Origin of the sequence: Aeromicrobium sp. Leaf291 (assembly GCF_001423365.1) — a bacterium.
Lineage (GTDB): Bacteria > Actinomycetota > Actinomycetes > Propionibacteriales > Nocardioidaceae > Aeromicrobium.
In genome coordinates this window covers 511,670-524,249 of sequence record NZ_LMNM01000001.1, presented here as the reverse complement: position 1 = coordinate 524,249, position 12,580 = coordinate 511,670, and the positions used below count along the sequence as shown (strand labels likewise).

Here is a 12,580-nt window from a genome sequence, read left to right as displayed (position 1 = left end):
ACCGCCGACAGCACGGGTCAGCGTCGGCCCTGCACGGTGACCTCGCGCACCTCGCCCTGGAAGTCGCCGGGCCTGACCTCGGGGAGCCGGGTGAGCCACAGGACGATCCGCCGGGTGTAGGTGCCCTCGGGGAAGCTCACGGTGACGTCGCTGCCGAGGTCGTCGAGCGCCGCGATGCGCTGCAGGTCGGCGAGCCGGGTGGGAACCTCGCCGCCAGGGCTGGAGGCGTACACCGACAGCGACGTGCCGGCACCACCGAGGAGCACGCGCACCGACTCGACCTCGCGCGGGCCGCCGAGGTCGAGCACCAGCCCGACGCCGTCCTTGAGGCCGCCCAGGTCGGCGCGGTTGAAGTAGGTCGTGGTGCGCCAGGCGGTGTCGGGGTCCCCATCGACGGCCAGCGGCACCTCCTCGGGGTTCTCCTCGCCGTCCTCTCCCTGGGGGTCGAGGTCCTGGACGTCGACCACGGGCAGCGTCTCGACCGCGGCGCGGTCCCCACCGGGGGTGGTGCCCGCGACGGGGGCGTCCTCGTCGGTGGACCGACCCACCACGAAGGCCAGGCCGGCAGCGATCAGGAGCACCATGACGATGCCGGCGAGCACCAGCTTGCGGTCACCGGTCGACGTCGCCCGCCGGGCGCGGGAGACGCCCCGCTCGAAGGTCGTGGGCGGAGCAGGCTCGAAGGCCTTGGGCCGTCGGCGCGGCGGCTCCAGGCCCGGGGGTGGCCCGGCCGGCACGATCACCGGGTCGAGCCGCAGCAGGTCGGGCGACGAGATGTGCAGCGGGCTCGGGTCGTCGACCTCCGACTCGTCCTCACCGGTCAGGCGCAGGGCCCGGGCGATGTCTGCGGCCGTGCGCAGCGGGGTGCGGTGGTGCATCGGCGGACGGCCGAGGATCCGGTCGCACACGGCGTCGACGTCGCGCGAGACGCCGGCCCTCACCTGCCGGGGGCGCAGGAGCCGTCCGTGCTCGACGGGCGCCGACCTCAGGCCGTCGACGGGAACCCCGGGCCACCGGCTCACCAGGCAGGCGTAGAGCAGCTTGCCCAGGGCCTCGACGTCCATCTGCTCGTAGGCCTGCAGGTCGTCGAAGGTGTCACGGTGGCCGGCGGGCGCGAGAGCGGTGGCCACCCCCAGACCCACGATGCGCACGGCACCGGTCTGCTTGAGCAGCACGTGGTGCGGGGTCAGCCGTCGGTGGAAGAGGTTCTTCTCGTGCGCGTGGGCCAGCGCCTCGGCGACCTCGGCGACGACCGTGGCAGCACGACGGTTGGGCAGCGCCGACTGCCGCAGCAGCTGGTCGAGGGGGAACGCCCGCGCCCACTCCCGGACGATGACGTGGTGGTCGTGGTCGGACTCCACGAGGTCCAGCACCCGCAGGAACCGCGGGTCGGTGACGGTGGTCGACTGCCGGGCGGCCTCGAGGAAGTTGTCGGCTCGCGGGTCGGTGCTCGGGAGCATCTCGATGCCGACGTTGCGCGCCAGCACGGTGTCGTGAGCGCGCCACGTGGTGGAGCCGAGCTTCTCGGTGACGAGGTCCTGCAGCACGTAGCGTCCGTCGAGCTCGTCACCGGCCCCCAGGGCCCGCCGCTCGGTCATCGCCACCTCTTCCGTGTGCGCTCCCATCGTAGGACGCGGCACCTGGCCCGGTGGACGCCACGCAGCGACGGGACGACCGGTCAGCCGACGAGGAAGCCCGGTGGGGGGACGGCGGGGGTGACGAGCAGCGTCATGCCGGCCTCGGAAGGGGTCCGGTCGGCCTTGCGGTGGTTGCACCGCAGGCACGCGGCCACGGCGTTCTCCCAGGTGAGCGTGCCCCCACGGCTGCGCGGGACGATGTGGTCGACGGTCTCGGCCCGGCCACCGCAGTAGCCGCACATCTTGTCGCGCGCCTTGACGGCCGACTTGGTGCACAGGTGACCCCGACGGTGCCGCCAGCGGGCCACCACGTAGCGCACCAGCCGCAGCACCTTGGGCTTGGGGAACGGGCCGAACGTGCCCTCGTCCTCCTCCTCGATGACCGCCACCTCGCGCACGAGCATCTTGATGGCGTGGCGCAGCGAGACGCGTTGCAGCGGCTCGTAGCTGGCGTTGAGGACGAGCACGTGGTCGGCCATGGGCGCACCCTTTCCGCGACCAGGGTAGCCGCCGCGCCCGACACCGGGGGGTGAAGACTTCGTGTCGGGTGGGTGGTCAGAGCACCCAGAACAGCCCGGCCGCCGAGGGCACGAGCGAGACGAGCGCCCACGGCCAGGAGAGGTAGGGCGTCGCGGCGAGGATGGCGCGGGTCGCGATGCTGATGCCGACGGCGAGCAGGGCGGACATGACCACCAGCACGATCGCACCGCTTCGTCGGTCCTGGCCGGCGATGACCTCGGCCACCACCACGAGGCCGATGACGCCGTGGATCGCCACGACGAAGAAGCAGATGGCGGTCGTGCGACGGCGCACCTTCTGCAGCGCGGCCGTCTCCTCGGCACTCATGGTGCGGGACACCGTGCGCCGGACGTCGCCCTCGGCCTGGTCGTTCACAGGCCCAGGGTACGACCCGGCTCAGTCGTCGCGCGTGGACCGGCCGAGGAGGCCTCCGAGCAGGGCGCCCAGGCCGAACCCGACGGCCAGGGGCCGCACGTAGCCGACGTCGGCCGGCTCGACCTCGACCACGTCGTCCTCGACCCACGCCCCGTCGTCGTCGGCGACCCGGTCGCGCCCGTCCTCGCCGAGGCCCGCGCCTTCCAGCGCAGCGATCTCGGCCAAGGTCTCCTCATCGGTGCAGGCCCACGAGACGCCGTACATCACGAGCCGGGAGAAGTAGTAGATCCACACGACCAGGGTCAGCGCGATCGCGAGCGACGCGACGGGCACCGAGCTGGCGCCACGGAGGATCAGGCTGGCGAACTGCTTGATCAGCTCGAAGCCGACCGCCGAGAACAGTGCCCCGCGCCAGAGGGCGGCGCCCGGGAGGTCGGGCTTCGGCAGCAGGCGGAAGATGGCCCAGAACAGCAGGGTGCTGACCGCCACGCCGACCGCGACCGACAGCAGAGTGAGCAGCACGGCGCCGAGCGGCCCGGGCAGCCCGACCGCGTCGAGGATCGTCGACCCGAGTGCGACCGGCAGACCACCGATCGACACCGACGCCACGAGCACGAGCCCCAGGACCACGAGGGTCACGAGGTCGGTTCCCTTGGCCTTGACGATGTTGCCGGCCTCGGTGGTGGGCAGGTCGAGCATCTGGTTGAGGCCGTCGCGCAGTCCGCTGACCCAGTTCAGCCCCGCGTAGAGCGCCGTGGCCAGACCGATCGTGTAGATGGCCGGGGCGTTGGAGGCGATGTCGGACAGGGCGATGCGCCCGGGCGCGGGATCGACCGACACGATCCCCGGCAGCACCCCGCTGAGGGCGTCGACGAAGTCCTGCTGGGCGTCGGGGTAGACCTCGGCGAGCTGGCCGACGACCGCGAACGAGACCGCCAGGAGCGGGAAGAAGCTGAGGAACCCGAAGTAGGTGGCGCCACCGGCGGCCAGGTTCCCGCGGCGCTGGCCGTAGTGGTCGAGCATCCGGATCACGTGGGCCAGGAACGGGCTCGCCGCAGCGATGCGCTCCTTGATGCCGGGCTTCTCGTGCGGTCCGCCCCCGTCGTCGCTCATGCTCCGACCCTAGGAGTCCTGGAGGTCCGGTGCGACTCGGTGGGCGCGAGCCGGATCCCCTGCGGGGGTGCACGGGGCGCCGGGGTCCGCTAGACAGAAGACGAAACATGACCGACACCTCCTCTGCCTAGGGTGGCCACGTGAGCGACGCGCACCTCTTCGACGGCTACGGGCCCGTGGCCGGGTTCGACGAGATGTTCGACGCCGACAGCCTGCGCAACGAGTACGCGCGGGTGCACTCCGCCTTCTCGCAGATGGGCAACGAGGAGATCCGCTCGAGGGCGGAGTCGCTCGCGTCGGCCTACCTCGACCAGGGCGTCACGTTCGGCGTCGGGGGCGAGGAGCGGCCGTTCCCGCTCGACATCGTCCCCCGGATCATCGAGGCGGTCGACTGGGCGCACGTCGACACGGGCGTGCGGCAGCGGGTCAAGGCCCTCGAGGCGTTCCTGGCCGACGTCTACGGCCCCGGCGAGGTGTTCACCGACGGCGTCGTCCCGCGCGAGACGGTGCTGACGTCGCCGCACTACCACCGCGTCGTGGCCGGGCTGGAGCCTCCCAACGGGGTGCGGGTGCACATCTCCGGCATCGACCTCATCCGCGACGGCGACGGCCGGTTCCGGGTGCTGGAGGACAACTGCCGCGTGCCGTCGGGCGTCTCGTACGTGATGACGAACCGGCCGGCCATGTCCGCCGCGCTGCCGGAGGTCTTCGCCGACCACCGCATCCGCCCGGTGCAGCAGTACTCGCGCAACCTGCTCGCCGCGCTGCGGGCGTCGGCACCGTCGGGCGTGAGCGACCCGAACGTCGTGGTGCTCACCCCGGGCGTCTACAACTCCGCCTACTTCGAGCACACCCTGCTCGCGCGCACGATGGGCGTCGAGCTGGTCGAGGGTCGCGACCTGGTCTGCCAGCAGGGTCGCGTGTCCATGCGCACCACCCGCGGGCTGGAGCCGGTGCACGTCATCTACCGGCGCATCGACGACGAGTACCTCGACCCCATGCAGTTCGTCCCCGAGTCGGTGCTCGGCGTCCCCGGTCTCGTGAACGCGGCCCGCGCGGGCAACGTGACGATCGCCAACGCCGTGGGCAACGGCGTGGCCGACGACAAGCTGATCTACACGTACGTCCCCGACCTCATCCGCTACTACCTGGGCGAGGACCCCATCCTCTCCAACGTCGACACCTGGCGCCTTGGCGACGTCGACCAGCGCGAGGAGGTCCTCGACCGGCTCGACGAGCTGGTCCTCAAGCCGGTGGACGGGTCCGGCGGCAAGGGCATCGTCATCGGTCCGGCGGCGTCGGCCGAGGAGCTCGACGAGCTGCGCGGCAAGATCCACGCGGACCCGCGTGCGTGGATCGCCCAGCCGGTCGTGTCGCTGTCCACCGTCCCGACGCTCGTGGACCAGGGCATCCGGCCCCGGCACGTCGACCTTCGTCCGTTCGCGGTCAACGACGGCGACGACGTGTACGTGCTGCCCGGCGGCCTCACGCGCGTGGCCCTGCCCGAGGGCGAGCTCATCGTGAACTCCTCGCGCGGCGGCGGCTCCAAGGACACGTGGGTGCTGGCCGACCCGTTCACGCCCGCCGACCCGAAGGACACGGTCGACGAGGACGACGACGTGCCGGACAAGAAGCCCAAGCGGTCCGCCCAGACGCAGACCCAGGACGGGCAGTCCCAGTCCCAGGGTGGCCAGTCCCAGATCGGTGGAGGTGCCTGATGCTGAGTCGCATCGCCGAGTCGTTGTTCTGGATCGGCCGCTACCTCGAGCGCGCCGACGACCCCCAGCGAGAGGTGGCGGGCGGATGCTGAGTCGCATCGCCGAGTCGTTGTTCTGGATCGGCCGCTACCTCGAGCGCGCCGACGACCCCCAGCGAGAGGTGGCGGGCGGATGTTGAGTCGCATCGCCGAGTCGTTGTTCTGGATCGGCCGCTACCTCGAGCGCGCCGACGACACCGCGCGCATCCTCGACGTCCAGCTGCAGGTGCTGGTCGAGGACCCGGCCATCGACGAGGCCGCGTCGTGCGAGCAGCTGCTGAGCGTCATGGGCGTCGAGGACTACGCCGGGTCGATCAACCGGTGGACGATCCTCGACCTGCTGGCGCACAACGTCGACTCGCCGAGCTCGATCGCCGCGGCGATCACCGCCGCGCGCGAGGGCGCCCGAGGTGCGCGCGAGACGTTGTCGACCGACATCTGGGCCTCGATCAACACCATGTGGCGCGGGCTGCCGTCGGCACGCACGAAGCGTCCGCCGGACATGTTCGCGTGGGTGCGCAACCGCACGGCCATGATCAACGGCATCGCCGACGGCACCATGCCGCGCGACGAGGGCTGGAACTTCTTCGTGCTCGGCCGCAGCATCGAGCGGGTCGACATGACCGCTCGGCTGCTCTCGACCGCGGCGCTCGCGTCGGACACGCAGGTCGCGTGGCCGACGACGTTGCGCGCGTGCGGGGCCTACGAGGCGTTCATCCGGGCGTACCGCGGGCTCGACGGCGACCGCCAGGCGGCGGAGTTCCTGCTGCTGGACCGCTGGTTCCCGCGGTCGGTGGTCTCGGCGCTCATGGAGGCCGAACGGGCGCTCAGCCGGCTCGAGGCGCGCGGCCAGCGGTCCGGCTTCGGCGACGAGGCGCAGCGTCTGCTCGGTCGGGCGCGCACCGAGCTGGAGTACCGGCCCCTGGCCGAGATCGTCGAGGCGATGCCGATCGAGATGGAGCGGCTCCAGCGCACCTGCGGAGCGGCCAGCGAGGCGGTCTCGGCGCGGTACTTCTCGCACTCGGAGAACCACGCGTGGACGGGCGGGGTGGCACTGTGAACGGTCAGCTCCAGTCCCAGACGCAGGGCGGTGGCTCGGGTCGGCCCATGCAGCTGCGCATCCGCCACGTCACCGGCTTCACGTACGACGAGGGCGCGGCGGCCTCCTACAACGAGGCGCGCCTGACGCCGCTGACGACGCCCGACCAGTTCGTGCTGCGCTCCCGGATCGAGGTCACGCCCACGGCCTGGTCGCAGGAGTACCGCGACTACTGGGGCACCGTGGTCACGGCGTTCGAGGTGCACGAGCCGCACGACGCGCTCACGGTGGTCGCGACGTCGACGGTCGAGAGCACCCCGCACCCGGTCGACGAGCCGACGGTGGGGTGGGACGCCCTGCCGGCCGTGGCCGACGAGTGGTGCGAGTTCCTGGTGCTCGACGACTGGGTCCGGCCCGACGTCGCCCTCGAGTCACAGCTCGACGGCCTGCGGGCCGGCTCGGCCACGCCGGGCGAGTACGCGGCCGCGGTCTTCGGACTCGTGCACGGCCACCTGCGCTACCTGCCGGGTGCGACCGTCGTGTCCACCACGGCCGCCGAGGCGTGGCAGGCCGGTGCGGGCGTCTGCCAGGACCTCGCGCACGTGACGGTCGGCGCACTGCGACGGGCGGGCATCCCGGCCCGGTACGTGTCGGGCTACCTGCACCCCGCGTCCGAGCCGGTCGTGGGCGAGACGGTGCAGGGCGAGTCGCACGCGTGGATCGAGTACTGGGACGGCGACTGGCGCGGCTACGACCCGACCAACGCCGTGGTGCCCGGCGAGCGGCACGTGCTCGTGGCCCGCGGACGCGACTACTCCGACAGCACCCCGCTGCGCGGCATCTACTCCACGCAGGGGGAGTCCGAGCTGTTCGTCTCGGTCGAGATCACGCGCCTGCGTTGAGCCCCGGGCGTACGTTCGGCCCGTGGCACTCCTGCACGGCGGCGCGCAGATCCGTCCGACGAAGCCCGAGGTCCTCGCGACCTACCTCGCGGACCGACCCTGGGCGAGCGATGGCGAGATCGAGGTCCTCGGCGCCTACCGGCTGGAGGATCCCGACGGCGAGGTCGGCCTCGAGACGCACCTCGTCCGCACCGCCGACGGCACGGTCGTGCAGGTGCCGCTGACCTACCGGGGTGCGCCGCTGGCCGGTGCCGACCCGTATCTCGTGGCCACCATGGAGCACTCGGTGCTCGGCCCGCGCTGGGTGTACGACGGGTGCGGCGACCCCGTCCACGTGGCGGCGCTCGCGGCGTCCGTCCTCGCCGGTGGCACCCAGGCCGAGCTGGTGCGCGAGCTCCCGGACGGCTCGTCGAGCGTCGTCGACCCGCCGGTCCGGGTGCGTGGGACCGGCCACGAGGCCCACCCGGGGTCGGTGGGGCTGGTCGACGTGCGCGAGGAGGGTGACGTGACCGTCGTGGTCACGTCCGTCGGCGACCTGCTCGTGCGGCGGGTGCTCGACGAGGCCGTGCCCGAGGGCGGACCGCTCCTCGAGGGGACGTGGCCAGGTGTGGAGCAGCCGGTCCCGCTCGTCGTGCTGCGCCCTCACTGATCGGTCCCGCCTGATCGTTGCCGCCCGACCGACTGGGACCTCGGTCCGGGCTCGTCGGCGTCGGGCTCAGACGCCGGTGTTGAGCGGGGTGGTCTCGGCTCCGGGTCGGTCCCGTCCGGGCATCGACGAGGCGGAGCCGGCGACCACCAGGAGCGCGGCGAGCGCGAGCGCAGCCGTGGACGAGCCGAGGTCGACCATCGAGTCGATCGCGTCGGGAGCGCCACCGACCGCGTTGTCGTGGCCGAACCCGCGCAGCCAGGCGAGCCACGCGACGATCGCACCCGCGGAGCCGACGGTGGTCAGGGCCACCGCGGCCGTGCGGGCCGACCGGGCCGCCGACGGCTGGGCGAGGACGGCGAGCATGGCCACGCCGATGAGGCCGACGCCCCACGGGGTCGGCAGCACCAGGAGCGGCGCCTTGCCCAGCGCTGCGGCGGCGACGAGCGCGACGGCGCAGACGCCGAGCACCACCCCGATCACCGTCTTCATGGGTCCAGGGTGACGGGTCGGGGACGATACGTCACGTCGAGTCGGAACCCGTTCCACCCGGCGGGTCCCTCCGTTTCGGACAGTTGCGGGGCATGGGCGACACCCCGAGTGCCCCGGAACTGTCCGAGACGCAGGGACGGCGGTCACTGAACCGGGTCGCGCAGCGCCACCCACGCGGCGACGCCGGCGCAGACCGTGAGGGCCGGCAGGAGCACCAGCTGGGTGACGGCGAGTGTCTGGAACGCGGTGTGGGTGGCGAGCAGCCGCACGATCCAGGTCGCCGCGAACAGCGCGGTGGTCAGGTCGAGCCAGACATAGCGAGGACGGTCCCCGAGCGGGACACCCCGGGCGCGCAGCACCGCGTCGACCCGCGGTGCCGATCCACGTCCGGCCGCACCGAGCGCCACCGCCGCACCCGCAGCCGCGGCCCAGAGGGTCCAGGACCCGTCGAGCGACGCGAACGCCGACCCGCAGGCGACCACGCACACCGCGAAGGCGCTCGCTGGCAGCACCGCGTCGCGTCGGCGCAGGAACGGTGCGGCTCGTCGCAGCTCCTCGTCGTCGAGACGGCGCGCGCGGCGGGCCAGCAGGGTGGGCTGCAGCACCTTCACCACCGCCAGGAAGGTCAGCGCACCGAGCACCGCGACCGCCACGACCATGCCCGCACCCTCCCACGGTCGGCTCGACGGGTGAGGAGTGGCGTACCTCGGTAGCGTCGAGTCCATGACCGAGGAGCGCTACTGGGCCGACGCCGTGCCCGAGACCCACCGTCCGTACGTCGCCGCCGAGGACCGGTACACCCACCTCGACTACCGCCGGGTCGGCACGAGCGGCCTGCTGCTGCCGCCGATCTCGCTGGGGCTGTGGTGGAACTTCGGTGACGACCGGCCGTTCGCGACGCAGCGCGAGATCCTGCGGCACGCGTTCGACAAGGGCGTCACCCACTTCGACCTCGCCAACAACTACGGCCCGCCGTACGGCTCGGCGGAGGAGAACTTCGGGCGGATGATGCGCACCGACTTCAAGCCGTACCGCAACGAGCTGGTGCTCTCGAGCAAGGCCGGCTGGGACATGTGGCCGGGCCCCTACGGCAAGCTCGGGTCGCGCAAGTACCTGCTCAGCAGCCTCGACGCGTCGCTGGAGCGGATGAGCGTCGAGTACGTCGACATCTTCTACTCCCACCGCACCGACCCCGGCACGCCGGTCGCGGAGACGATCGGCGCGCTCGACACCGCGGTGCGCCAGGGCAAGGCGCTCTACGTCGGCATCTCGTCGTACTCGCCGGAGATGACGGCCGAGGCGGTGGCGGTGGCCCGCGACCTGGGCACGCCCCTGGTCATCCACCAGCCCTCGTACTCGATGCTCAACCGCTGGATCGAGTCCGGCAGCACCGACGCGCGCCCCGCCGGGTTCGGCGCGACCGGTGGCGCCGGGAGCGGGTCGAGCCTGCTGTCGGTCCTCGACGAGCACGGCATGGGATCGATCGGCTTCACCCCGCTCGCCCAGGGCCTGCTCACGTCGAAGTACCTGGGCGACGAGCCGGCGGAGCGCTCGGGCGAGCGCGGCTCCTTCACCGACGACGTCGTCACGCCCGACATGGTCGAGCGTCTGCGCGGGCTGAACGCGATCGCCGAGGAGCGCGGCCAGACCCTCGCGCAGCTCGCGATCTCGTGGGTGCTCCGGCCCGGCGGCGTCACGTCGGCGCTCATCGGCGCCTCGTCCACCGAGCAGCTCGACGAGAACCTCGCCGCCGCGGCGAACGTCGACTTCAGCGACGAGGAGCTGTCACGCATCGACGACCTCGCCGGCAGCGTCGACGGCGTCAACATCTGGAGCGTCTCCAGCGACCTCTGACCCGTCCTGGTGATTCCCATCGGCTGATGGGAATCACGAGCCCACCATGGTGCTCCCCCACCCACCTGCGGGTGCATCCCGTGGTGAGTGGGGGTGAACGGTGGTGAGTGCGGGTCAGGCCCCCAGCCGGGCGGCCCGCTCGGCGACGTCGGTCGGCACGACGTCGTGCGAGTCCGCCGCCGACACCGGGCTCGACGCGACGACCGACAGCGGCACGACGCCGGCCCACGCGCCGACCTCGACGTCGGCGTCGTCGTCGACCGGGTCCCCGGCGCGCACCTTCACCGACGCCTCGCGCAACGGGACGGCCAGCACGGCGGTGGCCGCGACCTCCTTGCGGGTGGGCCGGCGCAGGGTGGCCGACCGGCCCGGCACGACGTGGTCGACGGTCAGGTCGAGCGCGCGCGCCTTCTCGTCCGGGTCGTCCACGATCCGCGCCTCCCCCACCACCACCGCGGAGCGGTAGTTCATCGAGTGGTGGAAGCCCGACCGCGCGACGACGAGCCCGTCGAGCAGCGTCGCCGTGACGCAGACGGTGCGTCGGCGCGATCGGGTCATCCACCGCGCGGCGACCGAGCCGTGCACGTAGAGGGTGCCGTCGGCGTCGGGGCCCTCGGGATCGACGGCGATGGCGACCGGCAGGACCACGGGATGGTCGCCGACGTCGACGCCCAGGTGCGCGACGAGCGCCTCGTCGAGGATCGCGTGCAGCGCGGCACGGTCGGTGAGCCCGCGCTCGCGCGAGCGACCCAGGGTCGTGCGTGGGGTGGGGGAGAGCGGTGACGTGTCGATCGCGGCCATGACCTCAGCGTGCCGACCAAGTGGTCCGACGTCGAGGGCCACTATCGTAGGGGTTGTGCAGACCACTTCGCGCTCGCCCGCGCTGCCGGTGCACCTCGACCGAACCGCCGCCACGCCCCTGCCGGCGCAGCTCGCCGCCGACGTGCGGCGGCTCGTCGCGGCCGGCACGCTGCGGCGGGGCGTGCGGCTGCCGGCGAGTCGCGCCCTCGCCCTCGAGCTCGGGGTCTCCCGCTCCGTGGTCACGCAGGCGTACGAGCAGCTGGTCGCCGAGGGCTGGCTCGACGCGAGCCACGGCTCGGGCACCTTCGTCGCGGGGACGGCGACGGCCCACCCCTCGCCCGCCGTCGCTCAGCAGGCAGCGGCGGCGACGACGGACCCGCGCCTCGTACGACTCGACACCGGCACGCCGTGGATCGATCCGCGCCACCGGGCGGGATGGAGCCGAGCCTGGCGCGACGTCGCCGCCGCCACGCCACCGGCCGGCTACGACGACCCCTGCGGCATCCCCGACCTGCGCGCCGCGATCGCCGAGCGGCTCGGTCGGCTCCGCGGCGTGGAGTGCGGGGCCGACGACGTCGTCGTCACGCAGGGCACCACCGACGGCCTGCGCGCCCTGCTCGAGGTGCTGCCCGCCGGTGCGGTCGCGGTCGAGGACCCCGGCTACCGGGCGGCGGTCGCCACGGTCCGTTCCACGGGGCGGACCGTGGTCGACGTGCCGGCCCGGGGGACCCCGACCGTGCCACCCGACGTCGTCGCGACCTACGTGACCCCCGCGCACCAGCACCCGCTCGGCCACGTGCTGCCCGCCGCCGACCGCGTGGCGCTGCTCGCGGCGGCGAGGGAGCGGGGCGCCGTGGTCGTCGAGGACGACTACGACTCCGAGTTCCGCTACGACGTCGCGCCCGTCCCCGCGCTCGCGTCGCTCGACCGCACCGGCGTCGCCTATCTCGGCACCGCCTCGAAGTCGGTCTCGCCGAGCCTGCGCCTCGGCTGGCTCGTCCCTCCCCCGCACCTGCTCGACGCCGTCCGCTCCGCTCGCGCGGTGCGGCACGAGGGCATCTCGTGGCCGGTCCAGCGCGCGTTCCTGTCGATGCTGCGCGACGGGTACGTCGACCGGGTGGTCCGCTCGGCCCGACGGGTCTACGCCGACCGGGCGCCGCGCGTCGCGGGCGTGCTCGCACCGCACGCCGAGCCGGCGGGTCCGAGCGCCGGCATGTACTCGACCTGGCTGCTCCCACCGGACCGGGCCGACGCCGCCGTCCGCTCGGCGGCCCGTGCCGGGTTCGACGTACCGCTGCTGTCCGACTACGCGCGCAGCTCCGGACTCACCGGGCTGGTGGTCGGCTTCGGCGGCGTGAGCGACCGCGAGCTCGACGCCGCCCTGGGCGCCCTGGTCCGGGGTCTCGACGACCGTCCGTCCCGACGTCGGCCCCGCTGACGCGGCTG

The 12,580-nt window shown here is 73.1% G+C and carries 15 protein-coding genes; 8 read left to right on the top strand and 7 right to left on the bottom strand.

What is annotated here, in order from left to right; genetic code table 11:
* Positions 1–17 precede the first annotated feature (17 nt).
* The 4 genes from ASF35_RS02675 to ASF35_RS02660 form a co-directional block, all read right to left on the bottom strand.
* The gene (locus ASF35_RS02675; RefSeq protein WP_055962418.1) at positions 18–1,598 is read right to left on the bottom strand and encodes a protein kinase family protein; all 1,581 of its coding nucleotides are present in this window, start codon (positions 1,596–1,598) and stop codon (positions 18–20) included.
* An 80-nt stretch (positions 1,599–1,678) separates the two neighbouring features.
* A complete protein-coding gene (locus ASF35_RS02670) occupies positions 1,679–2,116 on the bottom strand; it encodes an HNH endonuclease (RefSeq protein WP_055962415.1) in 438 nt (145 codons plus the stop codon).
* 76 nt (positions 2,117–2,192) lie between these two features.
* Complete coding sequence (locus ASF35_RS02665) at positions 2,193–2,531, bottom strand: hypothetical protein (protein WP_055962411.1); 339 nt, start codon at positions 2,529–2,531, stop codon at positions 2,193–2,195.
* Between the two features lie 21 nt (positions 2,532–2,552).
* Positions 2,553–3,644, bottom strand: coding sequence for a YihY/virulence factor BrkB family protein (locus ASF35_RS02660; RefSeq protein ID WP_055962406.1), 1,092 nt, complete (start codon positions 3,642–3,644; stop codon positions 2,553–2,555).
* A gap of 194 nt (positions 3,645–3,838) precedes the next feature.
* Here ASF35_RS02660 and ASF35_RS02655 point away from each other — a divergent pair, with 194 nt between their 5' ends.
* From ASF35_RS02655 to ASF35_RS02640, 6 genes are read left to right on the top strand one after another with little or no spacing between them, the layout of a single operon-like run.
* Positions 3,839–5,362: a circularly permuted type 2 ATP-grasp protein gene (locus ASF35_RS02655; protein WP_055966074.1), complete on the top strand. Its 1,524-nt coding sequence runs from the start codon at positions 3,839–3,841 to the stop codon at positions 5,360–5,362.
* Positions 5,362–5,454 (top strand): alpha-E domain-containing protein, encoded by a 93-nt coding sequence (locus ASF35_RS17920; RefSeq protein WP_082495336.1) that lies wholly within the window; start codon positions 5,362–5,364, stop codon positions 5,452–5,454. The genes ASF35_RS02655 and ASF35_RS17920 overlap by 1 nt, the downstream gene beginning before the upstream one ends.
* Positions 5,448–5,540, top strand: a complete 93-nt coding sequence (locus tag ASF35_RS17575; RefSeq protein ID WP_082495336.1) for an alpha-E domain-containing protein — start codon at positions 5,448–5,450, stop codon at positions 5,538–5,540. The genes ASF35_RS17920 and ASF35_RS17575 overlap by 7 nt, the downstream gene beginning before the upstream one ends.
* Positions 5,534–6,460 carry an alpha-E domain-containing protein gene (locus tag ASF35_RS02650; RefSeq protein WP_055962403.1) on the top strand — a complete coding sequence of 309 codons (927 nt, stop codon included), beginning with the start codon at positions 5,534–5,536 and terminating at the stop codon, positions 6,458–6,460. Before ASF35_RS17575 ends, ASF35_RS02650 begins: the two co-directional genes overlap by 7 nt.
* A gap of 47 nt (positions 6,461–6,507) precedes the next feature.
* Positions 6,508–7,341, top strand: a complete 834-nt coding sequence (locus ASF35_RS02645) for a transglutaminase family protein (RefSeq protein ID WP_055966072.1) — start codon at positions 6,508–6,510, stop codon at positions 7,339–7,341.
* A gap of 22 nt (positions 7,342–7,363) precedes the next feature.
* On the top strand, positions 7,364–7,990 hold the full coding sequence (locus ASF35_RS02640; RefSeq protein WP_055962400.1) for a hypothetical protein: 627 nt from the start codon (positions 7,364–7,366) through the stop codon (positions 7,988–7,990).
* Positions 7,991–8,056: 66 nt separating this feature from the next.
* Here the strand turns inward: ASF35_RS02640 and ASF35_RS02635 are convergent, their stop codons facing one another.
* Positions 8,057–8,479: a hypothetical protein gene (locus ASF35_RS02635; protein WP_055962397.1), complete on the bottom strand. Its 423-nt coding sequence runs from the start codon at positions 8,477–8,479 to the stop codon at positions 8,057–8,059.
* A 143-nt stretch (positions 8,480–8,622) separates the two neighbouring features.
* Positions 8,623–9,138, bottom strand: a complete 516-nt coding sequence (locus ASF35_RS02630; protein ID WP_055962394.1) for a hypothetical protein — start codon at positions 9,136–9,138, stop codon at positions 8,623–8,625.
* A 64-nt stretch (positions 9,139–9,202) separates the two neighbouring features.
* On the opposite strand from ASF35_RS02630, the gene ASF35_RS02625 reads away from it, so the two are divergent.
* The gene (locus tag ASF35_RS02625; protein ID WP_055962392.1) at positions 9,203–10,333 is read left to right on the top strand and encodes an aldo/keto reductase; all 1,131 of its coding nucleotides are present in this window, start codon (positions 9,203–9,205) and stop codon (positions 10,331–10,333) included.
* A 114-nt stretch (positions 10,334–10,447) separates the two neighbouring features.
* On the opposite strand, the gene ASF35_RS02620 is transcribed toward ASF35_RS02625, so the two are convergent.
* A complete protein-coding gene (locus ASF35_RS02620; protein ID WP_055962388.1) occupies positions 10,448–11,134 on the bottom strand; it encodes a pyridoxamine 5'-phosphate oxidase family protein in 687 nt (228 codons plus the stop codon).
* A 55-nt stretch (positions 11,135–11,189) separates the two neighbouring features.
* On the opposite strand from ASF35_RS02620, the gene ASF35_RS02615 reads away from it, so the two are divergent.
* A complete protein-coding gene (locus ASF35_RS02615; protein WP_055962385.1) occupies positions 11,190–12,572 on the top strand; it encodes a PLP-dependent aminotransferase family protein in 1,383 nt (460 codons plus the stop codon).
* The last annotated feature ends 8 nt before the right edge of the window (positions 12,573–12,580 follow it).

Excerpts from the sequence above, each read along its gene's own strand:
- ASF35_RS17575 (WP_082495336.1), top strand. The coding sequence starts at position 5,448 with ATGCTGAGTCGCATCGCCGAGTCGTTGTTCTGGATCGGCCGCTACCTC.
- ASF35_RS02635 (WP_055962397.1), bottom strand. The coding sequence starts at position 8,479 with ATGAAGACGGTGATCGGGGTGGTGCTCGGCGTCTGCGCCGTCGCGCTC.
- ASF35_RS17920 (WP_082495336.1), top strand. The coding sequence starts at position 5,362 with ATGCTGAGTCGCATCGCCGAGTCGTTGTTCTGGATCGGCCGCTACCTC.
- ASF35_RS02650 (WP_055962403.1), top strand. The coding sequence starts at position 5,534 with ATGTTGAGTCGCATCGCCGAGTCGTTGTTCTGGATCGGCCGCTACCTC.
- ASF35_RS02630 (WP_055962394.1), bottom strand. The coding sequence starts at position 9,138 with ATGGTCGTGGCGGTCGCGGTGCTCGGTGCGCTGACCTTCCTGGCGGTG.
- ASF35_RS02655 (WP_055966074.1), top strand. The coding sequence starts at position 3,839 with ATGTTCGACGCCGACAGCCTGCGCAACGAGTACGCGCGGGTGCACTCC.
- ASF35_RS02645 (WP_055966072.1), top strand. The coding sequence starts at position 6,508 with ATGCAGCTGCGCATCCGCCACGTCACCGGCTTCACGTACGACGAGGGC.
- ASF35_RS02625 (WP_055962392.1), top strand. The coding sequence starts at position 9,203 with ATGACCGAGGAGCGCTACTGGGCCGACGCCGTGCCCGAGACCCACCGT.
- ASF35_RS02675 (WP_055962418.1), bottom strand. The coding sequence starts at position 1,598 with ATGACCGAGCGGCGGGCCCTGGGGGCCGGTGACGAGCTCGACGGACGC.
- ASF35_RS02660 (WP_055962406.1), bottom strand. The coding sequence starts at position 3,644 with ATGAGCGACGACGGGGGCGGACCGCACGAGAAGCCCGGCATCAAGGAG.
- ASF35_RS02620 (WP_055962388.1), bottom strand. The coding sequence starts at position 11,134 with ATGGCCGCGATCGACACGTCACCGCTCTCCCCCACCCCACGCACGACC.
- ASF35_RS02670 (WP_055962415.1), bottom strand. The coding sequence starts at position 2,116 with ATGGCCGACCACGTGCTCGTCCTCAACGCCAGCTACGAGCCGCTGCAA.